Below are 21925 nucleotides of genomic sequence, written 5' to 3'. Positions count from 1 at the left end.
AATTTTGCACCTCTATGGTTTACTCTTCTGCACTTCCGCCTAATAAACTTATACTTGGCATTGACCCCGGCACACAGGTAATGGGCTACGGCCTGATTGAAGTGACTGGGCCTAAGGTACAAGTGCTACAGTACGGCGTTATCCACTTGAAGAGCTACAGCAACCACGCCATCAAGTTAAAGAAAATTTTTGACCGCATGATACAGCTTATCGACGAGTACCTGCCCGACGAGCTGGCCATTGAGTCGCCTTTTTACGGTACCAACGTGCAAAGTATGCTCAAGCTGGGCCGTGCGCAGGGCGTGGCCATCGCTGCCGCCCTCTCCCGCGACATTCCTTACGTAGAGTACGCCCCGAAGAAGATCAAGCAGTCGATCACCGGAAACGGCAATGCCTCCAAGGAGCAGGTAGCGGCCATGCTGATGCAAATCCTGAAGATACAGGAAGCCCCCAAGCTGCTCGACGCAACCGATGCGCTGGGTGTGGCACTCTGCCATCATTACCAGAAAGGCAACAATGCCAAGCAGGGCGGCAAGTCGTGGAAGAGCTTTTTAACGGATAACCCCGATAGGCTGGCTAGTAAATAGCGCCTTTTCATACTACTTATTTGTTCTAATTTACCATGCCCCTGGCGCAAGCGTCCGCTTGTGCCTTGATTGCCTCTGTTTATACTTAAACACTCCTGCTGGCGCAAGCCTTCAGACTTGTGTCTTATTATAATGTCGAGTCTGTGACTCAACTGGCTCGCAGAGCCACACCTGTACAGCTTTGGCCGTACTCTCTTCTGGCGCAAGCGTCCGCTTGTGCCTCCGACTGCCCCTGCTTATACTTCCATTGCCACTGCTCTCCGCATCTACAGCCAAGCTACCCTTTCGATCTTCCGTTCATCCTGCAGCTCCCAAGTCCCTAACGTTTCACTTTATACTTTGGGGCGCTCATGCCCGCGAGGGCTCGTCCTGGGGGTAGGGGCCCTCGATAAGGGCATCGCGCTGTGTGCCTGAAGCTGCTCCGGGGGTAGCGGCCCTCTATTAGCTCCGCTGCAGGCTGCCCTTACGGGCACCGCAACAGGCACAAGGCGCTCAACCCAAGGACTGGGAACAACACAGTTAGCCACTGCATCGCTCCATAAATCATAAAATTATAGCGCAAGGCCGGCCTCTCCTGAAGCGCTTCAGGGGCAAAGCAAAAAGCAGGTAGCAACAAAAAAGCCGGCACTTGTGCAGCACCGGCTTCCTAAAATATTATCTCCATCTATTTACGAGGCATGGTAGGCCTCTCTTATTTTAGAGGCTACTTCTTCGAACTCTTCCTGGCTGAACTTCTTCTTGTTGGCAAAGTTCATGTCCTGCATGCTGTTGAGCGGGATAAGGTGCACATGCGCGTGCGGCACCTCTATCCCCACCACGGCCACACCTATGCGCTTGCAGGGGATGGCTTTCTCTATGGCGGGGGCTACCTTCTTGGCGAAGGCCATCAGGCCCAGGTACAGGTCATCATCCAGGTCGAAGATGTAGTCTACCTGCTGCTTCGGTATCACGAGGGTATGGCCCTTTGCCGTCGGGAACACGTCCAGAAACGCAAGGTAGCGGTCGTCCTCTGCTATTTTGTAAGCAGGAATCTCTCCGTTTACGATCTTTGTGAATATCGAAGCTTCCATAGTCTATCGGCTGATTTCTAATATCTCGAACTGAATTTTACCGGCTGGCACCGTAATCTCGGCCACATCGCCTACCGACTTGCCCAGCAGGCCCTTCCCGATCGGCGACTTAACGGAGATCTTACCGGAGGCAAGGTTTGCCTCTTCCTCGGCTACCAAAGTATAGTCAACGATCATGTTGTTCTTCAGGTTTTTGATTTTCACCTTCGACAGGATCAGTGCCTTGCTTGTGTCCAGGTTCGACTCATCAATCAGGCGGGCATTGCCTACCACTTCCTCCAGCTTGGAGATCTTGAGCTCCAGGTGGCCCTGGGCATCCTTGGCGGCATCATACTCGGCATTCTCACTGAGGTCGCCTTTGTCGCGCGCCTCCGCCAGCTGGCGTGCCACCTCGGCACGGCCCTTTGTCTTGAGCTCTGCTAATTCGTCTTTCAGCTTTTGCAGTCCCTCAGCAGTGTAATAATTGATGTTGCTCATAGTTCGGTTTTCACGTTTTGAAACACAAAAACAAAAAGAACGGCTATGGCGTGCATAACCGTTCTTTTTGCCAAATATGTAAAATAATTTAATTCTTTTCCAGTGCGGCGGCAGGTATATTTAAGGTTGCCGCCAAGTATAGCATAAGCCTGACTTTTTGCAATTCAAAAGTACCGGAGGGCTCCTCCCCCACAGCAATCATGTAAGGCAAAGATAAAAATATTTACGTTACATGGCCTAATTTATTTCTGGCGCCTTCCTGCCGGGAGGCCGAGAACCAGCACTGCTTTATACTTGCCGCGCCGGCAGAAGTGCTGCCTAAAGGCCCGCACCATGGCGCACCACGCCCCTGTCCAACTTTATCGCTGCCCCGCTTGGCAACGGGGCACTCCCTGGTTGCTTTAGCTGTGCAGCAGCTGCTTTATCTTGCCAACCAGCACTTCGTTGATCTTCACGTAAGACTCATGCGTCCAGCCGGCGATGTGTGGCGTCAGGATAACGTTTGGTGCGGCAGAGAGGTAGTCGAAGTCCTGCAGCTGCGGCGCCGTAAGCGTTGCCAGCTTCTCATTCTCCAGCACATCCAGGGCGGCTCCTTTTATACTTCCGGCCTTCAGGTGCCCCACCAGTGCCTGCTGGTCCACCACATCCCCGCGGGAGGTGTTCAGAAACCAGACCGGCTTTGAGAAGGCACGGAAGAAGGCGTCATCCGCAAAGCGCAGGTTCTCCTTTATATAGGGGATGTGCAGGCTGACCACATCCGCCTGCGCCTGCAGCTCCTCCAAAGACACGCGCGCCACAGGCGAGGCCACCTTGCCCGGGGCAAAACGGTCATACGCCAGCAAACGGCAGCCGAAGCCGGCTAGCACCCGCGCAAAGCTCTGCCCCATGTTTCCGAAGCCAATAATGCCGACGGATTTCCCGCCAAGCTCCTCGCCCCTGTTTTCCTCGCGCAGCCATACTTTGCGCTGCACCTGGCTGTGGCTCCGGGAGACACCGCGCAGCAGCGACAGCAGCAGGCCCAGCGTAAACTCCCCCACCGCCTGGCTATTGCCCTCGTTGGCGGCCAGCAAGGCGATGCCGCGCTCCTCAAGCGCCTTTACATCGATATTGTCTACGCCGGCACCGGCACGCGCTACGAAGCGCAGCCGGTCGGCCAGCGCCAGGGTCTCCGCCGTGATCCGCATCTTACTGCGCACCACCAGCCCGTCGAAGCCCTGCAGCGCCTCCCGCACCTCCTCCGGTTTTATAGCCGGCCGGTAGTCAGCGTCCACGTTTATACCTTGCAGCATGGGAAAGATGCTCGGGTGGATCTCATCTATGATGAGGACTTTTATACTTTGAGGTAACTTATCAGTCATGGTCTGCTAAAATACGGTGGAAGGATGCCCTTTATAATATACTTTGATCTTTACGCCGGAAGCCAGCAAGGCATCCAGTACGGTCCTGAGCTCCTGCTGGTGCGCCTGAGACTCAATGTAAAACGGGTAAGTATGGTTTTGATCCTGAAAGCGAAAGGAAATACGGTTATTCACGCCACGCTCAACAGAAACCGTATAGATGGTAAATTGCCTCTCTCTGTCAAAGTCATTAACTTCCACCACAAGGTTTTCTACCGCTGCATAAGGGAAAAGCCTGCCCCTGGCACGAACACCTTCTGACGCGAAGGTGAGGTACCTGCCTAAAGAGCCGTAGAGCTTTTGCCTGCCACTATCTACATAGTACCGCTGGAAATAAAACAGTGCAGCAGCCGGCACAAAAAACACAACCGCATACCATTCCTCAGGCCATAGTACATATAAAATCAACCCGCAGAGAAATATTATGAGGCTGATCGGCTGTAGGTCAGGTTTTTCACTGCGCTTATTATACTCCCTTGTCTTAAACAGGTCAGCCATACGTTGTCACAAGCTGTACAGCAGGTGCGCCACCCCAAAGTAAATGGCGAGCCCAAGCAGGTCGTTGGCGGTGGTAATAAAAGGGCCTGCGGCTACAGCCGGGTTAATGCCGAACTTGTCCAGGATCATCGGCGTGATGGTTCCCATGAGGGAGGCCAGCATCACCACCGAGAAGAGCGCCATGGACACCACCAGCGACAGGGAAATATCGCGGCGGAAGAGGTAGGTGAGGGAAAACACCAGCAGCGAGATGATGGCAGCGTTGAGAAGCGCCACCAGCAGCACCTTCAGGAAACGCTTCCCGATGTTATCAAACATCACCTCGTTGGAAGACAGGGTCTGGATGATGATGGAGGACGACTGGATGCCTACGTTACCGCCCGTGGCCGTAATGAGGGGCACAAACAGCGCCAGCGCAGGCAAAAGCGCAATATCGTTTTCGAACATGCCCATGAACTGGGCCGCCAGCATTCCGCCGACCATCCCGATAACCAGCCAGGGTAAACGCGCCCGGGAGATGCGCAGCACGCTGTCGTCCTCCTCCACGTTTTCAGAGATACCCGTCATGAGCTGTCGGCTGAGCTCGGCCTGCTCCTGCATCACGTCCACCACGTCATCAATGGTGATACGGCCCAGCAGGCGCCCCTGTATGTTCACCACCGGGATGGCCTCCAGGTCGTAGCGCTGCATCACGTTCACGACCTCGCTCTCATCCTTGTAAGACTCAATGGAGATAACATCCTCGCTGTAGATGTCCTTCACCTGGGTATCGTCTTTGGAGAGCAGCAGCTTCTTCACACTCACACGCCCCAGCAGGGTGTCGCGGTTATCGACCACATACACCGTGTAAAAGCGCTCCACCTGCTCGGCCTGCCGCCTGATCTCGTCTATGCACTGCCGCACGCGCCAGTTCAGGTTCACCTTAATGAGCTCTTTGGCCATCAGGCCGCCGGCGCAGTCTTCCTCGTAATGCAGCAGGTCCAGGATCGCGGCGGCTTTCTCCTCGTTGTCGAGCAGGGCAATCACCTCCTCGCGCGTCTGCACCGACTGCTCGTTCAGGATGTCCACGGCGTCGTCGGAATCCATCAGGTTGACATAGCGGGCAATCTCCTGGCTGGTGAAGCTATCGAGAAACTCATTCCGGATATCATCGTCCAGGTCGCTGAGGATTTCGGAGCCGAGCTCCGAGGGCAGCAGGTCCAGCAGGTAGCGCGCCTCGTTGGAGTCCAGCTCGTAAAGCACCGTGGTAATGTCGGCGGGGTGCATGTCGGCCATCGTACTAAGGATAAAATCCCTGTCCTGGCGCTCTATTGCCTCCTCTACCTGGTCAACATACTCACGTGTGATCTCTACCTGCATCCTGCTACTGTTTATTCTGCTCTATCAGCTGTGTCAATTCTATAAAATCCTGCACCGAAAGCTGCTCGGCACGCTTGTCGAAAACCGGCTGGGCCAGCACTTCGGGCGGCAAGTTATAAATTCGGAGTGAGTTGCGCAGTGTTTTGCGGCGCGTCCCGAAACTCTGCTTCACCACCTGGTGGAACATTTTCTCGTCGCAGGCCAGCTTCTCCACGTTGTTGCGCACCAGGCCAATAACGGCAGACTTCACCTTGGGCGGCGGGTTAAAGACGTGCTCGCTCACGGTAAACTTATAGTCGATGGTATAGAAGGCCTGCAGCAGCACGCTCAGAATGCCATAGGCTTTGGAGCCGGGAGGCGAGGCCAGCCGCTCGGCCACCTCCTTCTGGATCATACACACCACCTCGGGCACCACATCGCGGTGCTCCAGCACTTTAAAGAAAATCTGGCTCGATATGTTGTAGGGGAAGTTGCCGATGATGGCGAACCGGCCCGGGAACAGCGTGCTCAGGTCCGTTTTCAGGAAATCGGCGGAGATAATGCGCTCGCCAAGCTCCGGAAAGTGCTGCTGCAGGTAGGCGATCGACTCGCGGTCGATGTCCACCACGGTGGTGCGGTACTCCTTGTGCTGCAGCAGGTACTTGGTGAGCACGCCCATGCCCGGGCCTATCTCCAGCACATCCGGCACATTGCCCGGCAGCGTCAGCTGCTCCACTATCTTCATCGCTATGTTCTGGTCTACCAGGAAGTGCTGGCCCAGGTGCTTCTTGGGTCTTACGTTGCTCACGTTGTGTTGCTTATGGTCTTGCGGCCGCAAAGTATACTTTTCGGCGCAATCCCGTTATACCTTTATTGTATACGAAGCCGGACCACTGTAGCTGCCCGTGCCGTTTTTCGCATTACGTATTATACTTACTATATTGCAGCCCAAAGATACGAACGAGAGATGCCAACACAACTTAAATACGATACAAGCTTAGCTAAAAATGCCCACCTGGCCCTGATTACAGCGGCTGACAAGGCCGGGCAGCTAACAGAACTGCAGCCAGAGGAGCAGCAGTATGTACAGCAGCAGGTAAAGCAGGAGGCAAAGCTCATCTCCCTGAACCGCTACTCACACCGCGTGTACGTAGTGGTGGCGCCGGAGGCGAAGTCAGAAAACGCCCAAAAGGAGGCTGCCCGCCAGGCAGGCCATGCTTTGCTCAAGCAGCTGAAGTCGGATAAGATAGAAAACATCACCATACGGGATACAACGGGCAACGGAGCCGGGCTATACCTGGCCGAGGGGCTGTACCTGAGCAACTACACCTACCTCAAGCATAAAACCAAGGACGCCAAAGCAGGCCCGCTGCAAAGTATAACCATCGCCGATGAGCAGGTGACCGAGGCGCAGGTACAGGAGCTGGCAAACGTGCTGGAGGCCGTGCTGCAGACCCGCGACCTGGTAAACGAACCGCACAGCCACCAGTCGGCCACGCAGTTTAGCGAGCAGCTGGAGGCGCTGGGCGAAGAGGCCGGCTTTAAAACCGAGGTGCTGGACGAGGTAAAGATACAGACGCTGAAAATGGGCGGCCTGCTGGCCGTAAACCAGGGCAGCGAAGAGCCTGCCACCTTCACGATTATGGAGTGGAAGCCGGAGAACGCCAAAAACACCAGGCCTTATGTGCTGGTGGGCAAAGGCGTGGTGTACGACACAGGCGGGTTAAGCCTGAAGCCGACGCCAAACTCCATGGATTTCATGAAGTCTGACATGGCCGGTGCCGCCGCTGTGGCCGGCATTCTGTACGCCGTGGCCAAAAATAAGCTGCCGCTGCACGTGATCGGCCTGGTGCCTGCCACCGACAACCGCCCCGGCGGGCAAGCGGTGGCCCCCGGCGACGTGATCACCATGTTTGACGGCACGACCGTGGAAGTACTGAACACCGACGCCGAAGGCAGGCTGCTACTAGCCGACGCCCTGAGCTTTGCCAAGAAGTATAACCCGGAGCTGGTGCTTGACTTTGCCACCCTTACCGGGTCTGCCATGCGCGCCATCGGCAAAGAAGCCGCTGTGGCCATGGGCACGGCAGGTGACGACATTATGAGCAATCTGAAAAAAGCCGGGGAAAGCGTGCACGAGCGTATCGTGGAGTTTCCGCTTTGGGATGAGTATAAAAAACAGCTGGAGTCTGACGTGGCCGACATTAAAAACCTGGGCGGGGCCGACGCAGGCGCCATCACGGCAGGCAAGTTCCTGGAAGTGTTCACCAGCTACCCTTGGGTGCACTTCGACATTGCCGGCACTGCCTACCTGCACAGCGAAGACTCCTACCGGGGCAAAATGGCGACCGGCACGGGCGTACGCCTTGTTTACAACTACCTTAGCGCATTGGCACGATAACCAAACATGGATAACAAGTATAAAGTAAAATTAGGCATCAGCATCGGCGACACAAACGGCATCGGGCCGGAGGTGATCATCAAAACGCTGTCTGACAACCGCATCCTGAACTACTGCACACCGGTTATTTACGGTGCTGCGGATTTACTGAACAAAGTGCGCAAGGCACTGGGTGCCGACCACTTCAACTTTCAGCAGGTTGACTCGGCACAGGCGCTGGTGCCCCGCAAAGTGAACCTGGTAAGCTGCTGGGACAATGGCCTGGAAGTAAACCCCGGCACCCCGACAGCGGAATCCGGGAAGGCGTCGCTGGACTCGCTGCTGGCGGCCTCACGCGACCTGAAAGCCGGTTTGCTCGACGGACTGGTGACGGCCCCGATCAACAAGGACAACATACAGGCGGAGGAGTTTAAATTCCCGGGCCACACAGAGTTCCTGACCTCCTACTTTGACGCGCCGGAAAGCCTGATGCTGCTCGTGAGCGGCGACCTCCGCGTAGCCACCGTAACCGGCCACATGCCGCTGCAGGAGGTACCAGGCAGGATAACGGAGCAACTGCTGATCCGCAAGCTGACCATCCTGCTGGAGTCGCTGCGCACAGACTTCGGTATCCTGAAGCCGCGCGTGGCCGTGCTGGGCCTTAACCCGCACGCCGGGGAGCAAGGCCTGCTGGGCAAAGAGGACCAGGAGGTAATCCGCCCTACGATTATGCAGATGAAGGAGCGCGGGCACCTGGTGTTTGGCCCCTACCCTGCCGACGGCTTCTTTGGGATGCAGCAGTACCGGCAGGTTGACGCCGTGCTGGCCATGTACCACGACCAGGGCCTGATTCCGTTTAAAACGCTGGCCTTTGAGAGTGGCGTAAACTACACCGCGGGCTTACCTGTGGTGCGCACCTCCCCGGACCACGGCACGGCCTATGACATTGCCAGCAAGCACATTGCAAATGAAACCTCTTTCCGCGAGGCGCTGTTCCTTGCCTGCGACATCATCCGGAAGCGGCAGATGGAGGCAAAACCTGCTTTATAAATAGAGCGGAGTATTTTATTTCTCAGAATAATGTTCTAATTTTGCGTCTTGCAATAAAGAGTCGGTTGTGATGAAGCTAAGAGATTACGAAATCGGCATTGCCAAACTCAGCAACAAGAAACATGTGTACGAGTTTGTGCTAGACGACGACTTTTTCGAAGAGTTCGGGAAAGAGATCATCCTTGGCGGGCATATGGCCGCTGAAGTGGAGTTGGATAAGACAGAGTCGCTGCTTACCTTTCACTTCAATGTCAGGGGGCATGTTCGCCTGACCTGCGACAGAAGCCTGGAGGAGTTTGACTACCCGCTGGAGGTGGAGGCAACATTCCGCATCAAGTACGGAGACGAGAACCTGGAGCTGGATGACGACCTTTGGCAAATTACATCAAACACGCAGTCCATCAACATTGCGCAGCACCTGTACGATTACATCGGGTTGGCGCTGCCGATGAAGAAGCTGCACCCGCGCTTTGTGGAGGAAGACGAGGACGAGGAGGACGACGACCAGGACATCCTGATCTACAGCTCCCGCACCGGCGCCGACACAGACGAGGATGAGGACGACGAGGACGATGCGGACCCGCGCTGGGACGCCCTCCGAAACCTGAACTAACAGAATTTCAGAAGTATAAAGTATAAACGTAAGTAAATTTTCAACTAAAAATGGCACATCCTAAACGTAAGATTTCGAAGACCAGAAGAGATAAGAGAAGAACTCATCAAGGCCTCTCTGAAAAAGCCATTGCACTTTGCCCTACAACGGACACGCCTCACCTGTACCACCATGCATATGTGGTAGAAGGCGACCTGTATCACAAAGGCAAATTGGCAATCAAAAATTATACAACGAACGCCCAGTAAGCAGTAGCTTACCCTAGTTTAAGTTCTGTATAATTTAACACCCCCTGTAAATGAGAATCGCTTTAGACGCCATGGGCGGTGACTTTGCACCTGAGGCTGTTGTCAAGGGTGCTATCCAGGCCGCTCAGGAGTTAGACGCTGGCGCATCCATCGTGCTCATAGGCAAGGAAGATGTCGTCAACGACCTGCTCAAAGAATATGGTTACACGGGCAGCAACATAACCGTTGTGAACGCGAGCCAGGTAATTGAAATGGGTGAACACCCTACCAAGGCCCTGACCCACAAGCCCGACTCCAGCATAGCCGTTGGCTATGGCCTGTTAAAGATGCAGAAGGTTGACGCTTTCTGCAGTGCCGGCAACACCGGTGCCATGCTGGTAGGAGCCATGTTCAGCGTAAAAGCCGTTGAGGGTATTCTGAGGCCATCCATCGCAGGTCTTGTGCCTAAGCTAAAAGGTGGCTTGGGGATTATACTGGATGTCGGGGCTAATGCAGACTGCAAGCCGGAGGTTTTGGAGCAGTTCGGCGAGCTTGGCTCTATTTACGCCAAGTACGTGCTGGACATCCAGAACCCGAAAGTAGGCCTCATGAACCTTGGCGAGGAAGAAGGAAAGGGTACCATGCTGACGCAGGCCGCTTACCAGCGCCTGAAGGCGAACCCGGGCATCAACTTTATCGGCAACATAGAAGGGCGCGACCTTTTTAACGATAAAGCGGATGTGATCGTTTGTGATGGCTATACAGGCAACATCATCCTGAAGATGGCGGAGTCGCTGTATGACATCCTGAACGAGAAGGGTATCCACGACCCCTTCTTCGACAAATTCAACTACGAGGCCGAAGGCGGCAGTCCAATTCTGGGTATCAACGGCAACGCCGTGATAGGCCATGGTGTTTCCAGCCCGAGGGCTATCTGCAACATGGTGCTACAGGCTCAGAAAATGGCTTCGTCCAAAATCTCAGAGCGTTTCCGTAAGAACTTTAGCGAATAAGTAGCGGCAGCCCGCAAATTGCTTCAAAGCTTGGCATAGTCTGTTTAAAGATTCTTTTTAAAGAAACTGACAGGTTATGCCAAGTTTTTTTTATTAAATTGCCTGCCTTAATCTTTATCACCTTAACAATTTAGCAAATGAGTAAGATTACTGCTGCCATTACTGGCGTAAGTGGTTATGTACCAGAATACGTGCTCACCAACAAGGAGCTTGAGACGATGGTGGAAACCAACGATGAGTGGATCACCTCCAGGACGGGTATCAAAGAGAGGCGCATTCTGAAGGGCGAAGGCCAGGGTACATCCCACATTGCGGTACCGGCAGTTAAAGAACTACTCAAGAAAACCAACACCAAGCCAGAGGAAGTCGACTTGCTGATCTGCGCCACCACTACCCCGGACATGGTTTTCCCGGCAACGGCAAACCTGATCACAGCGGAGGTAGGCGCGGTAAACGCTTTCGGTTACGACCTGCAGGCTGCCTGCTCCGGCTTCCTGTACGCCCTGGTAACAGGCTCTAAGTTTGTGGAGTCGGGCCAATACAAAAAGGTGATCGTGGTGGGGGCGGATAAGATGTCTTCCATCATTGACTATACAGACCGCGCTACCTGCATTATCTTCGGTGATGGCGGCGGAGCCGTGATGCTGGAGCCGAACACAGAAGGCCTGGGCATCCAGGACTCCATCCTGAAGTCGGACGGCACGGGCGCACAGTTCCTGCACATGAAAGCCGGCGGCAGCCGCAAACCTGCCACTGTTGAAACGGTACAGGCCCGTGAGCACTATGCGTTTCAGGAAGGCCAGCAGGTGTTTAAGTTCGCCGTGAAAGGCATGGCCGATGTATCCGCCGAGATCATGGAGCGCAACCACCTGACCGGGGAAGATGTTGCCTGGCTCGTGCCGCACCAGGCAAACAAGCGTATCATCGAGGCGACGGCCAACCGCATGGGCCTCGATAACGAGAAGGTGATGCTCAACATCCATAAGTTTGGCAACACCACAAGCGGCACTATTCCGCTTTGCCTGTGGGAGTATGAGAACCAGCTGAAGAAAGGCGATAACCTGATTCTGGCTGCTTTCGGCGGTGGCTTTACCTGGGGTGCCATTTACCTGAAGTGGGCCTACGACCCGAAGTAATCTCCTTACATTAAGTATAAAACGACAAGAGCGGCATCCCTTTGGAGCCGCTCTTGCCGTTTAGGCTGCTTTTTGAATCGCCTTCCTATTGGCTAAACACCCTCGCTGGCGCAAGTGCCCGCCTATACCAGCAGGGAGAGCTTTAAAAAGCAGTGTATAAAAAAGGGGAGCCAGCTATACGCTGGCTCCCCTTTTTTATGTTGTAACGCTAGTGCACTAAGGCATGTAAGACAGCTCCACACGGAAGCGCTCATCCACGGCTCCCAGCTTCTGATACGCCTTTTTGGAAAGGCGCACCACCACTTTATCGTTTGCACCAGTCTCCGGCAGCTTACCGATTACCCGCACGTAAACAACTTGGCCGTTCATAGCGTTCTTTACCTGCATAATGGTGCCTACCGGTGCTGTTTTGTGCAGCGCCAGGTACTTGTTTGTATCGTTCGATTTGGCGTCAATCATCTCGGCCATCCCGCTTTCCATCATCTTGTTTACACCCTTAGACGGGTTAGGGTCTTTGTACTCCTCCTCTTCGCGCTCGTTGGCAGTCAGGGTGATGGTTTTGCCGGGGGCGGCAGTTGTAGCCGCCGCAGGTGCTGCGGTAGCTGGCGCAGTAGAGGCAACAGGCGCGTTGGCGGCACTGCTTTGCGTCATCTCGTCATCCGGCTCCGGCATGTACATCGGCTTCTGGGTAGGCTGTGCGACGCCGGTGCCCACAATCAGTTTCTGCCCGATCTCAATTGTGTTATCCTGCAGGGTGTTCCAGAACTTCAGGTTCTCCACAGACACATTGTACAGGCGCGAAATAGAGTAAAGCGTCTGCTGCGGCTCTACCGTGTGCATCTTATTGCCGATCTGGTTAACGGTGTAGGTGCGGTTGCTGGCAGCAGGCGCGGCGCCCGTGTTTGCCGCGGCAGTAGCCCCCACTGACACAAAGCCGCGCGGGATAAGCACGATCTGGCCTATCATGATGGACGTTTGTACTTTGGGGTTCGCTTCCACAATCTGCGTTACCGGCACGCCGTACTTCCGGGAGAGCGCATACAGCGTTTCCTTCGGCTCCACTTTATGTTTCACAAACAGCTTTCCGTTTTTCTGCTCTGTGCCTACAGAGTCGCGGCGCGCCGCTAAATCAAAGGCATTAGCCGAAAGAGATAGCACAGGCACTGCTACAAGGGTGAGTAAAAGAGATCGTATCATAATTGGCTAGGCTAAAAGTCGAAAAACCTGTAGAATGTCTTTATTCTGGATGAAATGTAAATTGTGCTTAAAGATAAAAAAAGTATCTGAACCAATGCCACTTAATCCACTGCCAAGTTGCACTTTTTGGTGCAAAACTCCTTCCAGATCGAAAATGGCTAGTTCATTACGTAGTTTGCCCGCGGCCTCCTCCGTGTAAAAGCTCACCACCAGGTTTGCACCGGTTTCGGCATACTCTATGGCCTTAACGGCCTGCACCCGCAGCTGCGCCCCTAGGAAGGCCCGCACCTCCTCAAAATAAGGTTCCCCTTCCCGGTACAGCACCGGGTAAAGACAGTATCGGTAACGGATGGGGCTAAACTGCGCCACTGCCGCAGCCGCCTGCCACTGGCTCAGGGTAACACCTGTGGGCTGCCCGGTTGCTAACGCCAGCACCTGCAGCGGGGCCTCGGGCTGCTCCGGGTCATAGGCCACGAGCCCTGCGGCCGAGATGCCATAGAAGGCCAGTTCGGGCACTTCCCACCCCTTGCTTCCGTCCGCCTCCGCAATGGCCACAATGCCTTTGTGCTGCCCCAGCTGCCTGTTCCCGTACCCGTGCAGGTATAAAATGCCCTGCTCCGCGTCTTCCAGCCCCTGCCACCAGGCCTGTACCTGCGGCAGCGGCAGCTCTTTTAACGTATACTTCTCCGTATCCAGGGTATAGAAGCGCGTCAGCAGCACCTCCGGGTCGCGCACTTCCAGGGCAATGTTGCCGGTCGTGCTATCCAGCCGAATGCGCCACACCGCAGCCTTAAAATCGTATGTAAACAATGGAGGTATGATATGCCGTCGGATTTTACTATATTATCTCCTGATATTGGTTTCTTACCAGTCCACAAATTTATGAAAAGCTATCCAAAGCACCGGCATCAGCACACCTACTATCTGCTGCTCTGCCTACTCCTGCTGCCCTTCTTCTCGCTTGCCCAGCAGGCGGCGAGGCCCAAAGTGTTTGTCATGGAGGTGAAGTCGGAGATTGACCCGAGAACCAACCGCTACACGGAGCTGGCTCTGGAAGAGGCGACCGAAGTGGGTGCCGACCATGTGCTGCTGGTGCTGGATACCTTCGGCGGCGCCCTAAACGACGCCGACGAGATCCGGAAGCGCATTCTGGAGTACCCCAAGCCGGTGTATGTGTTCATCAACAAGAACGCCGCCTCGGCCGGTGCGCTTATCTCCCTGGCCTGCGACAGCATTTACATGGCCCCCGGCGCGAACATTGGCGCCGCCACCGTAGTGGGGGCCGACGGCGCGGCAGCCCCGGGTAAGTACCAGAGCTACATGCGCTCCATTATGCGCTCCACCGCGGAGGCCAACGGGCGCAACCCGCACCTGGCCGAGTCGATGGTGGAGGCCAGCGTAGACAGCACCCTCTCGGCCGGGCAGGTTCTTACGCTCACCACAACGGAGGCGATCAAGTACGGCTTCTGCGACGGGGTGGCTGTTAACGTGGAGGGAGTGCTGGAGGAACTGCATTTGCAGGATGCGCAGCTCATCAACTACGAGCTGAGCACCACCGACCGCATCGTGTCCTTTTTTCTGAACCCGTTTATCAGCGGCATCCTGCTGCTGGTTATTGTGGGTGGTTTATACTTTGAGCTGCAGACGCCGGGCATAGGCTTCCCACTATTGGCGGCCCTGGTGGCCGGCGTGCTGTACCTGGTGCCATACTACCTCAACGGCCTGGCAGAGAACTGGGAAATCCTGATGTTTGTGGCAGGCATTGTGCTGATCATGCTGGAACTGTTTGTCGTGCCCGGCTTCGGCATTACAGGCATCAGCGGCATTACGCTCACCGTTGTATCGCTGGTGCTGGTGATGGTCAACAACCAGGCTTTCGACTTTACGTTTGTGCCTTCTGAGAACCTGATGAAAAGTATGGTGTCTGTGCTGGCGGGCATGATAGGCGCCGCTGTGGTGATCGCCTTCACCTGGAACCGCCTGCTCAACAGCCGCTCTATGCAGCATGTGGTGCTGCAAAACACGTTTAACAGCCGCGAAGGCTACCGCTCCGCCAACACAGCCGAGCACCTGGTGGGCAGAACCGGGGTCGCCTACACCCGCATGGCCCCCTCCGGGCGCATTATGATAGACGACGTACTCTACGATGCACAGGCCCGCGAAGGCTTTATCGAAAAGGGCGATACCGTGCAGGTGATTGATCAGAGCACCTTCGCACTCCGGGTGAAGCGAGTAGAAGTAAAATCAACATAAAACAGTGTTAAAAGCCCCTCACGATGCAAATAAGACGCACACTTCTGTACCTGGCCCTGCCACTGCTTTGCCTTGCCTCCTGCCAAAGCACCACGCCACAGGATGAATCAGCTATGCAACAGAACACCACTGCCACGCTACACTGGACCGGTGAAATAGCCGCAGACGGGTGCGGCTTTGAGGTGGAGATAGACGGCGAGCGCTACCTGCCCGAAAACGAGGAGGCCATACCTGCCAGCTTTAAAGAGCGCGACAGCAGCCGGGTGCAGCTCTCGTACGTGCCCCTGCCGGAGCCGATCGACCGCCGCTGCGGCATGCTGCCCCAGCCTCGCGTGATGCCGGCTGTTCGGGTGCTGGCGGTGGAGGCGTTATAATATCAGCGGGGCATGCAACCTTTTACCTCCCGTATGGCTCCCTTTAGTATGGCACCCGATCTATACTATGAAAAAACTGCTGTACCTCAGCCTGAGCATACTTGCGACCCTTATGCAAATGACCTCCCGAAGCCCCGAAGGCGAAAAGTAGCACCGCATGGCCCCGCTTTCTAACCTGCCCCGGAGGAGTCACCTCTGTTTCAGTAGCGGCACACCACCTTTTGCCGGCGGCTCTACAGCCGGTCTGCACGAAAAGGGGGCGCAGGCAAGAAAAGAAACCGGGCCTGGTTTGAACGCTGGTTTTACGGTGGCACTTGCGTATCTTTGGGTATCATCTTAACCCATACAAGCAATGGAAGTACTCGGCATTATCCCGGCGCGTTACGCCAGCACCCGTTTCCCTGGCAAGCCCCTCACCGACATCAAAGGCAAAACCATGATTCAGCGGGTATACGAGCAGGCAAAGCAGTCTGGCCTGGCCGAGGTTCTGGTGGCAACAGATGATGAGCGGATACGGGAGCATGTGCAAAGCTTTGGCGGCAAAGCCGTCATGACCGGTACGGAGCACCAGAGCGGTACCGACCGCTGCTTTGAGGCTTATAAGCGGCATGATCAGCCTTACGAGTACATCATCAACATACAGGGCGATGAGCCTTTTATCCACCCGGAACAGATAGACCTGGTAGCCAGGTGCTTCGAGCACCCCCACACGCAACTGGCCACCCTGATCAAGAAGATAGAAACGCCGGAAGAGCTGTTCAACATCAACGCGCCGAAGGTTGTTATCAGCCAGCATGGCGAGGCGCTGTACTTTAGCCGCCAGCCCATCCCCTACTGCCGCAACATACCGAACGATATCTGGCACAAGCAGCATACCTACTACAAGCACATCGGTATTTACGGCTACCGCGCCGATATACTGGAGCAGATCACGCAGCTGCCGCCCTCCTCGCTGGAGCTGGCTGAGTCACTGGAGCAATTGCGCTGGCTGGAAAACGGCTTCCGCATCACCACTGCCCTCACCCACCATGAAACCATCGGCATCGACACGCCCGAAGACCTGCAGCGGATCGTGGACAAGGCCTAGGCACGTGTGAGCGCGGCGATGTACGTTGTGTAGCAGAAGGTAGCGCCGGTTTGCAGTGCGTCTTCCTCACGCTTTAAAGATTTCTGTTCCTTATGAAGAATTATTCGTTGCTGCGGTTTGTAAAGCTGAACCTGTACTTTTTTGGCATGTACAGCCTGCTAACGGCGGTGTGGTACGCGCTGAGCGGAAAGTTTACAGCAGGTGCAGCTGGCGCCGCACTGCAGGAGATAGCACAGGACGGCGCGCTGTTCGCGCTGCTCTTCAGCCTTGCCATGCTGCTGCTGTACCGCCGCACGGAGCTGCGCCTGCCTACCCAGGCCTACACACTGCAGCAGCTGCAACAGTACCTGGCAGCCGCCGGTTACCTGCAGGTGCAGGCCAAAGGAAAAGAGCAGCTGCTATTGGTTTACAAACCTGTACCTCCCCGCGCCCCTGCACTTGCCGGTAAGGTGTTTGTACAGCAAACGGCCAATTTCTTTGTGTTGCAGGGGCCCGCAAAGCTTCTGAAAGAGCTGCAAGGAAAGTAAAGAGCGACAGAAAGTACGACGCTTTAGCCCTCTTTCCCCTAAACTCACCCCCCTGACTTCTTGGCTTTATAGCCTGCGGTTTGCAGCACCTGCAGTACCTTGTCGCGGAAATCACCCTGGATAAGGATTTCGCCGTCTTTGGCAGAGCCGCCAACGCCGCACTTGCTCTTGAGCATCTTCCCGAGGTCCTTCAGGTCATCGTCTGTGCCAACAAAACCCGACACCAGCGTTACCTGCTTGCCGCCCCTTGATTTTTTATCGAGCAGCACTTTCAGGTTCTGCTGCTGAGGGGGCAGTGTTTCCTCCTCCTGTTCGCTCTCGTAGTTGTAGTTAAAGTCCTGGCTGGTAGAGTATACCACACCCTGGCGGCCTTTCTTATTTTTATCGCTCATAGTCTTTCTTTTATACTTGTAAACTGTATAACTGCAGGGCTAGGTACGCTTCAGCTACCTTGTCCTCGTGCACGGCTATTAAAGCCCTGTTCCTGCTTCCACACCCATCACTTCTCAAGGCACCAGCACCTTGAGCGAAAGCGGCAGCATCTGTACGTCAAACGCCTCTGCCTTACCCAGGTACTCGCCGTCGGCATGGAACATCATCGCCTCCTCGGTCTGCACCTGCACGTGCTCGGTTTTAAAGTACTCGGCGCTACCACTGTTGGCAAGCTGCTTGGTAAGCATGCAGTAGCTCAGGTGCAGGGCTTTGATAAAGTCCAGCTTGCGCACCAGGCACACATCCAGCAGCCCGTCCTGAATATCGGCCATAGGGGCAATGTAGGCGTTGTTGCCGTACTGCGCGGCATTGGCGAAGGCCATTACAAAGCAGTCTGTGTCCAGCTCCTGGCCGTTTATACTTGCTTTTACGGGTAAATGCGTGTAGCTGCGCACTTCTTTCATCACGAGCTCCACATACGTTTGCAGGCCCCGCTTTTTGTTTCCGGCAAACACCGAGCTTATGTAAGCGTCGAAACCAATTCCGGCTGTGGTGAAAAAGGGGTGCCCGTTGATGTTACCACTGTCAATGGTGGTGATGTGCCCTTTGTTCAGCACCTGCAGCGCGCCATCCAGCGCCATAGGCAATTGCAGGTGCCGCGCCAGGCCGTTGCCGGACCCTTTGGGAAGTATCCCCAGCGCCGTCTCCGTATGAATCAGCCCGCGGGCCACCTCATTCACCGTTCCGTCGCCGCCTACGGCCACCACGACCTCGCAGCCTTTCTCAGCGGCTTCGCGGGCCAGCTCCGGAGCATGCCCTGCATGCGTGGTGAACACAATGTCGTGGTCATACTTCTGGTGATCAAGGTGCTGCTGAATGCGGGCGGCCACATCCACGCTGCTTTTGGGGCCGGAAGTGGGGTTAACGATAAATCGGATGTGCGGGCGTTTGCTCATGTCTGTTGGCGGAATGGCCTGTCCGGCAAAATTACCCTTTTCAGACGGATATAAAAAAGCCTGACGCTGGCATGGCGTCAGGCTTTGCTACTGCGCTACCGCAGTTACTTCAGGTGGAAGGTCAGCACCGGGATATGGGTGTGGTTCACCAGGTCTTCGGCAATGCTGCCACTCAGTAAATGAGCGAGGCCTGTGCGACCGTGGGTTGCCATCATGATCAGGTCCGCTTGGATGTCCTCGGCGAAGTGCAGAATGCCGTCCTCTTCCATCACATCGTTGTAGACGTTGATGGTATAGTTCTTCAGGCCATACTTCTGGGCGGTGTCCTCAAGCTTCTGCCGCAGGTTGCCGCTCGACTCAAAAGCGCCCGGCGTATTGATGTATACTAAGTGCATGCGCGCCCCGAACAGCTGCTGGAAAGCCTTGAACCGATCCATGGCATGGCGGACTTCGCGTTTAAAGTCGGACGCCAGCACTATCTCGCCCACCTCAAAGTTGGGGTAACGGTGCTTTACCGTCAGAACCGGGCAGTCGGCGGAGCGAACGACTTTTTCTGTGTTGGAACCAATCAAGAACTCATCCAGGCCGCTTGAGCCCTTCGACCCCATCACAACCAGGTCCACCTCATCGTCCTGTATCGTCTGTTTGATCTTATTGATGGGCCTGTCCACATCCACCTCCTGCACCACATCCACGCCTTCGTGCGGAAAGGTATCCAGCAGCGACTGCATGCGCCCTTTCGTTGCCTCGAGCAGCTGCATCATAAATACCTGCTCCATGTTGCCGTTGCCGACCATGGTGTCGCCTGTGGCGCTGAAGTTCGGGGTGTAGGAGACCGGCTGCACCACGTGCAACAGCTTGATGGCCGCCCCGGTGCGTTTTGCAATGGCCAGTGCTACTTCGTAGGCGTTCCGTGCCTCCTCCGAAAAGTCTGTGGGTACTAAGATTCTTCTCATGGTTTGTGCGGTTTTATGGATGATCTGATTCATTCTCAGTATAAAAGTATAGCCACCGTTTAATATTAACGATGATATATGTCACTTTATACTCTATTGCCACACGTGTTGTTTAGGAGTGTAAAAAGCAAAAGCCCACCCTACAGGAGGGCGGGCTTTTGCCAGTATGGGTAAGCAGCGCTTTGCTTAGCCGATCTTTGCGATCAGGTCAGCTGCTCTGTTTGAGTAACCAGTCTCGTTATCGTACCAGCCTACCACTTTCACAAGTGTTTCGTTGGCTGAGGTCATCTCTGCGTCGAAGATGCAAGAGTGCGGGTTTCCTACGATGTCAATAGAAACGATCGGGTCCTCTGTGTACTCCAGCACGCCCTTCATGTCGCCTTCTGCCGCTTTCTTCATAGCCGCGTTGATTTCCTCTTTCGTTGCCGGCTTCTTCAGAACCACAGTAAGGTCCGTCAGGGAACCGTCCGGAATTGGAACACGCATCGCCACACCGTCCAGTTTGCCTTGCAGGTGCGGAAGCACCAGGCCTACTGCCTTAGCAGCACCTGTAGAAGTTGGAATGATAGAATAAGCAGCGGCACGTGCACGACGCAGGTCTTTGTGCGGTGCATCCTGTAGGTTCTGATCAGCAGTGTAAGCGTGTACAGTAGTGATGTAGCCTTTCTCGATGCCGAAGGTATCGTCCAGCACTTTTGCCATTGGCGCCAGGCAGTTTGTGGTGCAAGAGGCGTTGGAAACGATGGTCTCCTCCCCTGTCAGCACCTCCTCGTTCACACCCAGCACAACCGTTTTGATGTTGCCTTTCGCAGGGGCCGAGATAACCACTTTGCGGGCACCAGCCTCGATGTGGCCACCGGCACTCTGCTCATCCACGAAGCGGCCAGTAGACTCCAATACTACGTCTACGCCAAGCTTGCCCCAAGGCAGGTTCTTCGGCTCGCGCTCCGCTGTGATCTGGATTTCTTTGCCGTTAACGGTGATGCCATTCTCAGAAGCCTCCACCGTACCGTTGAATCTGCCGTGAACGGAGTCATACTTCAGCAGGTGCGCCAGTGTCTTAGTATCTGTCAGGTCGTTGATAGCAACCACCTCTACGTTATCTTTTGTAAGCAGGGCCTTAAAAGTAAGTCTGCCGATTCGGCCGAAACCGTTAATTGCAACTTTAATTTTAGACATGGTATCTAGTTTATTGAGAGTTTGATAATGTTGCGAAGTTACGATTTAGCATAGTGGAAAACCAATATTTTTTTCCTTGCTGATTCAGAATACCTTACGCGAAAAGTGTAAAAATATTTGCCGGAATGTTTTGCATGAATCAAAAGAGCCGTATATTTGCACCACAATTAGACAGAACGGCCCGTTCGTCTAGGGGTTAGGACGCCAGATTTTCATTCTGGTAACAGGGGTTCGATTCCCCTACGGGCTACAAAAAAGGCCTTCAGCTAACGCTGAAGGCCTTTTTTCTTTAGCTAACGCTGAAGAAGCATCTCATCCACTTTTCTCACCTTAATGATTAGTTTCTATTGGGTATTGCCTCCCCATGCTTTGCGCCACCAGGGCCTTGAGCAGGCTTGTGAACTGGGGCATGCATAGTCCATCATATCCTTTTCGAACTTAAGCAGGTAGCCATCAACTTTTGTCTTTACCTCCTCAAGATGAATTATACCCTGCAATGCAAGAAGCTCTTCTACCTGATGAGTTGGAAAGTCGCCTCTAAGTTTTATCGCTAAGCGTTCAGCATACCCTTCCTGCTTTGCTCCGGCATACAGTAGAGTGTGGTTATCATACCCCCTGTTTTGATAGAAGTATTTGTGAAACTGGTAGTGAGGTCCATTTAAGTTGTTAACAGCAAACCTACCATCTTCTTTGATGAAGTTATTATTATAGGCAATCCAGGAGAAGAGAATTTTCATAGCATAACATTCAGGTTCTTAGCCTTAGTAAAGAGATAGTTGCTTTGGCTTATCCTACAGTCTATCCCAGCAGCAAAATTTTAACATAGAACTATGTAAATTTATTAATAACACTTTATATATTTGGACTACTATACTTCCTTTTACTGTAAAGCATCATATATATCAGAAAAGCTAAATATATTGAAATGTGACACTCATGCTGTAGCTTTTGATATATTTAATTTGATAAATACTGCTGTACTTACTAACAGGGGTGTATTTAATTGTTGGCATGACTTTGCTATCACAAACCGCAACCAAAACAAACTTATAATGCAGCTTACATCTACACACATCAGCTTTGGCTATAGGAGAAGTGGCCTTAGTCCTACATGCTCTCAAAGATTCTTCCAACGGCAATTCGCCAATAACTTTTACATAGAGCGCCTGCAGCTCATG

Annotated in this window: 24 protein-coding genes and 1 tRNA gene; 12 read left to right on the top strand and 13 right to left on the bottom strand. The window is 54.3% G+C overall.

Annotation, left to right across the window (positions count from 1 at the left end; genetic code table 11):
• The first annotated feature begins 14 nt into the window (after positions 1 to 14).
• Positions 15 to 587, top strand: a complete 573-nt coding sequence (ruvC, locus tag CA264_RS03895; RefSeq protein WP_036775070.1) for a crossover junction endodeoxyribonuclease RuvC — start codon at positions 15 to 17, stop codon at positions 585 to 587.
• Between the two features lie 668 nt (positions 588 to 1255).
• Here ruvC and CA264_RS03890 read toward each other — a convergent pair.
• From CA264_RS03890 to rsmA, 6 genes are all read right to left on the bottom strand, one after another.
• Positions 1256 to 1657: an HIT family protein gene (locus CA264_RS03890; protein WP_025604761.1), complete on the bottom strand. Its 402-nt coding sequence runs from the start codon at positions 1655 to 1657 to the stop codon at positions 1256 to 1258.
• Positions 1658 to 1660: 3 nt separating this feature from the next.
• Positions 1661 to 2134, bottom strand: coding sequence for a transcription elongation factor GreA (gene greA / locus CA264_RS03885; protein ID WP_025604759.1), 474 nt, complete (start codon positions 2132 to 2134; stop codon positions 1661 to 1663).
• Between the two features lie 401 nt (positions 2135 to 2535).
• The gene (locus CA264_RS03880; protein ID WP_025604758.1) at positions 2536 to 3492 is read right to left on the bottom strand and encodes an NAD(P)-dependent oxidoreductase; all 957 of its coding nucleotides are present in this window, start codon (positions 3490 to 3492) and stop codon (positions 2536 to 2538) included.
• Positions 3493 to 3498: 6 nt separating this feature from the next.
• Positions 3499 to 4029 (bottom strand): hypothetical protein, encoded by a 531-nt coding sequence (locus tag CA264_RS22050; protein ID WP_025604756.1) that lies wholly within the window; start codon positions 4027 to 4029, stop codon positions 3499 to 3501.
• Between the two features lie 6 nt (positions 4030 to 4035).
• Entirely contained in the window at positions 4036 to 5388 is a 1353-nt protein-coding gene (mgtE, locus tag CA264_RS03870) for a magnesium transporter (protein ID WP_025604755.1), read from the bottom strand.
• Between the two features lie 4 nt (positions 5389 to 5392).
• Complete coding sequence (rsmA, locus tag CA264_RS03865) at positions 5393 to 6175, bottom strand: 16S rRNA (adenine(1518)-N(6)/adenine(1519)-N(6))-dimethyltransferase RsmA (RefSeq protein WP_025604754.1); 783 nt, start codon at positions 6173 to 6175, stop codon at positions 5393 to 5395.
• A 159-nt stretch (positions 6176 to 6334) separates the two neighbouring features.
• Between rsmA and CA264_RS03860 the strand changes: the two genes are divergently transcribed.
• From CA264_RS03860 to CA264_RS03835, 6 genes are all read left to right on the top strand, one after another.
• Positions 6335 to 7768: a leucyl aminopeptidase family protein gene (locus CA264_RS03860; RefSeq protein WP_025604753.1), complete on the top strand. Its 1434-nt coding sequence runs from the start codon at positions 6335 to 6337 to the stop codon at positions 7766 to 7768.
• Positions 7769 to 7774: 6 nt separating this feature from the next.
• Positions 7775 to 8797, top strand: a complete 1023-nt coding sequence (gene pdxA, locus CA264_RS03855; RefSeq protein ID WP_025604751.1) for a 4-hydroxythreonine-4-phosphate dehydrogenase PdxA — start codon at positions 7775 to 7777, stop codon at positions 8795 to 8797.
• A 70-nt stretch (positions 8798 to 8867) separates the two neighbouring features.
• Positions 8868 to 9410: a YceD family protein gene (locus CA264_RS03850; protein WP_036775068.1), complete on the top strand. Its 543-nt coding sequence runs from the start codon at positions 8868 to 8870 to the stop codon at positions 9408 to 9410.
• Between the two features lie 50 nt (positions 9411 to 9460).
• The gene (gene rpmF / locus CA264_RS03845) at positions 9461 to 9658 is read left to right on the top strand and encodes a 50S ribosomal protein L32 (protein ID WP_071784562.1); all 198 of its coding nucleotides are present in this window, start codon (positions 9461 to 9463) and stop codon (positions 9656 to 9658) included.
• 50 nt (positions 9659 to 9708) lie between these two features.
• Positions 9709 to 10650, top strand: a complete 942-nt coding sequence (gene plsX / locus CA264_RS03840; protein WP_025604748.1) for a phosphate acyltransferase PlsX — start codon at positions 9709 to 9711, stop codon at positions 10648 to 10650.
• Between the two features lie 137 nt (positions 10651 to 10787).
• The gene (locus CA264_RS03835; RefSeq protein WP_025604747.1) at positions 10788 to 11786 is read left to right on the top strand and encodes a beta-ketoacyl-ACP synthase III; all 999 of its coding nucleotides are present in this window, start codon (positions 10788 to 10790) and stop codon (positions 11784 to 11786) included.
• Positions 11787 to 12002: 216 nt separating this feature from the next.
• Here CA264_RS03835 and CA264_RS03830 read toward each other — a convergent pair whose 3' ends face one another.
• Together CA264_RS03830 and CA264_RS03825 are read right to left on the bottom strand one after the other, a co-directional pair.
• Positions 12003 to 12983: a LysM peptidoglycan-binding domain-containing protein gene (locus tag CA264_RS03830; protein ID WP_084196144.1), complete on the bottom strand. Its 981-nt coding sequence runs from the start codon at positions 12981 to 12983 to the stop codon at positions 12003 to 12005.
• 6 nt (positions 12984 to 12989) lie between these two features.
• A complete protein-coding gene (locus CA264_RS03825) occupies positions 12990 to 13793 on the bottom strand; it encodes a DUF4905 domain-containing protein (protein ID WP_025604745.1) in 804 nt (267 codons plus the stop codon).
• A 72-nt stretch (positions 13794 to 13865) separates the two neighbouring features.
• Between CA264_RS03825 and CA264_RS03820 the strand changes: the two genes are divergently transcribed.
• The 4 genes from CA264_RS03820 (at position 13866) to CA264_RS03805 (ending at position 17224) form a co-directional block, all read left to right on the top strand.
• Positions 13866 to 15236 carry an NfeD family protein gene (locus CA264_RS03820; protein ID WP_025604744.1) on the top strand — a complete coding sequence of 457 codons (1371 nt, stop codon included), beginning with the start codon at positions 13866 to 13868 and terminating at the stop codon, positions 15234 to 15236.
• A 23-nt stretch (positions 15237 to 15259) separates the two neighbouring features.
• A complete protein-coding gene (locus CA264_RS03815) occupies positions 15260 to 15610 on the top strand; it encodes a hypothetical protein (RefSeq protein WP_025604743.1) in 351 nt (116 codons plus the stop codon).
• A 352-nt stretch (positions 15611 to 15962) separates the two neighbouring features.
• Positions 15963 to 16697: a 3-deoxy-manno-octulosonate cytidylyltransferase gene (kdsB, locus tag CA264_RS03810; protein WP_025604741.1), complete on the top strand. Its 735-nt coding sequence runs from the start codon at positions 15963 to 15965 to the stop codon at positions 16695 to 16697.
• A 92-nt stretch (positions 16698 to 16789) separates the two neighbouring features.
• Positions 16790 to 17224 (top strand): hypothetical protein, encoded by a 435-nt coding sequence (locus CA264_RS03805; RefSeq protein ID WP_025604740.1) that lies wholly within the window; start codon positions 16790 to 16792, stop codon positions 17222 to 17224.
• A gap of 44 nt (positions 17225 to 17268) precedes the next feature.
• Here the strand turns inward: CA264_RS03805 and CA264_RS03800 are convergent, their stop codons facing one another.
• From CA264_RS03800 to gap, 4 genes are all read right to left on the bottom strand, one after another.
• Positions 17269 to 17616 carry a translation initiation factor gene (locus tag CA264_RS03800; RefSeq protein ID WP_025604738.1) on the bottom strand — a complete coding sequence of 116 codons (348 nt, stop codon included), beginning with the start codon at positions 17614 to 17616 and terminating at the stop codon, positions 17269 to 17271.
• A 114-nt stretch (positions 17617 to 17730) separates the two neighbouring features.
• The gene (locus CA264_RS03795; protein ID WP_025604737.1) at positions 17731 to 18612 is read right to left on the bottom strand and encodes a diacylglycerol/lipid kinase family protein; all 882 of its coding nucleotides are present in this window, start codon (positions 18610 to 18612) and stop codon (positions 17731 to 17733) included.
• A gap of 104 nt (positions 18613 to 18716) precedes the next feature.
• A complete protein-coding gene (locus CA264_RS03790) occupies positions 18717 to 19568 on the bottom strand; it encodes a universal stress protein (RefSeq protein ID WP_025604735.1) in 852 nt (283 codons plus the stop codon).
• A 186-nt stretch (positions 19569 to 19754) separates the two neighbouring features.
• The gene (gene gap, locus CA264_RS03785; protein WP_025604733.1) at positions 19755 to 20747 is read right to left on the bottom strand and encodes a type I glyceraldehyde-3-phosphate dehydrogenase; all 993 of its coding nucleotides are present in this window, start codon (positions 20745 to 20747) and stop codon (positions 19755 to 19757) included.
• Between the two features lie 178 nt (positions 20748 to 20925).
• Between gap and CA264_RS03780 the strand changes: the two genes are divergently transcribed.
• Positions 20926 to 20997, top strand: a tRNA-Glu gene (locus tag CA264_RS03780).
• A gap of 94 nt (positions 20998 to 21091) precedes the next feature.
• On the opposite strand, the gene CA264_RS03775 is transcribed toward CA264_RS03780, so the two are convergent.
• Positions 21092 to 21484 (bottom strand): hypothetical protein, encoded by a 393-nt coding sequence (locus CA264_RS03775; RefSeq protein WP_025604731.1) that lies wholly within the window; start codon positions 21482 to 21484, stop codon positions 21092 to 21094.
• Positions 21485 to 21925 lie beyond the last annotated feature (441 nt).

Origin of the sequence: Pontibacter actiniarum (assembly GCF_003585765.1) — a bacterium.
GTDB lineage: Bacteria > Bacteroidota > Bacteroidia > Cytophagales > Hymenobacteraceae > Pontibacter > Pontibacter actiniarum.
Note: the sequence above shows the minus strand (reverse complement) of the source record. Positions and strands in the feature narration are given on the sequence as shown.

Bases quoted from the DNA above. Each gene is read 5' to 3' on its own strand.
- CA264_RS03805 (WP_025604740.1), top strand. From the start codon at position 16,790: ATGAAGAATTATTCGTTGCTGCGGTTTGTAAAGCTGAACCTGTACTTT.
- CA264_RS03835 (WP_025604747.1), top strand. From the start codon at position 10,788: ATGAGTAAGATTACTGCTGCCATTACTGGCGTAAGTGGTTATGTACCA.
- CA264_RS03815 (WP_025604743.1), top strand. From the start codon at position 15,260: ATGCAAATAAGACGCACACTTCTGTACCTGGCCCTGCCACTGCTTTGC.
- pdxA (WP_025604751.1), top strand. From the start codon at position 7,775: ATGGATAACAAGTATAAAGTAAAATTAGGCATCAGCATCGGCGACACA.
- CA264_RS03890 (WP_025604761.1), bottom strand. From the start codon at position 1,657: ATGGAAGCTTCGATATTCACAAAGATCGTAAACGGAGAGATTCCTGCT.
- gap (WP_025604733.1), bottom strand. From the start codon at position 20,747: ATGTCTAAAATTAAAGTTGCAATTAACGGTTTCGGCCGAATCGGCAGA.
- CA264_RS03880 (WP_025604758.1), bottom strand. From the start codon at position 3,492: ATGACTGATAAGTTACCTCAAAGTATAAAAGTCCTCATCATAGATGAG.
- CA264_RS03820 (WP_025604744.1), top strand. From the start codon at position 13,866: ATGAAAAGCTATCCAAAGCACCGGCATCAGCACACCTACTATCTGCTG.
- CA264_RS03850 (WP_036775068.1), top strand. From the start codon at position 8,868: ATGAAGCTAAGAGATTACGAAATCGGCATTGCCAAACTCAGCAACAAG.
- ruvC (WP_036775070.1), top strand. From the start codon at position 15: ATGGTTTACTCTTCTGCACTTCCGCCTAATAAACTTATACTTGGCATT.
- CA264_RS03790 (WP_025604735.1), bottom strand. From the start codon at position 19,568: ATGAGAAGAATCTTAGTACCCACAGACTTTTCGGAGGAGGCACGGAAC.
- CA264_RS22050 (WP_025604756.1), bottom strand. From the start codon at position 4,029: ATGGCTGACCTGTTTAAGACAAGGGAGTATAATAAGCGCAGTGAAAAA.
- greA (WP_025604759.1), bottom strand. From the start codon at position 2,134: ATGAGCAACATCAATTATTACACTGCTGAGGGACTGCAAAAGCTGAAA.
- CA264_RS03795 (WP_025604737.1), bottom strand. From the start codon at position 18,612: ATGAGCAAACGCCCGCACATCCGATTTATCGTTAACCCCACTTCCGGC.
- CA264_RS03830 (WP_084196144.1), bottom strand. From the start codon at position 12,983: ATGATACGATCTCTTTTACTCACCCTTGTAGCAGTGCCTGTGCTATCT.
- CA264_RS03775 (WP_025604731.1), bottom strand. From the start codon at position 21,484: ATGAAAATTCTCTTCTCCTGGATTGCCTATAATAATAACTTCATCAAA.
- kdsB (WP_025604741.1), top strand. From the start codon at position 15,963: ATGGAAGTACTCGGCATTATCCCGGCGCGTTACGCCAGCACCCGTTTC.
- rpmF (WP_071784562.1), top strand. From the start codon at position 9,461: ATGGCACATCCTAAACGTAAGATTTCGAAGACCAGAAGAGATAAGAGA.
- CA264_RS03860 (WP_025604753.1), top strand. From the start codon at position 6,335: ATGCCAACACAACTTAAATACGATACAAGCTTAGCTAAAAATGCCCAC.
- mgtE (WP_025604755.1), bottom strand. From the start codon at position 5,388: ATGCAGGTAGAGATCACACGTGAGTATGTTGACCAGGTAGAGGAGGCA.
- plsX (WP_025604748.1), top strand. From the start codon at position 9,709: ATGAGAATCGCTTTAGACGCCATGGGCGGTGACTTTGCACCTGAGGCT.
- CA264_RS03800 (WP_025604738.1), bottom strand. From the start codon at position 17,616: ATGAGCGATAAAAATAAGAAAGGCCGCCAGGGTGTGGTATACTCTACC.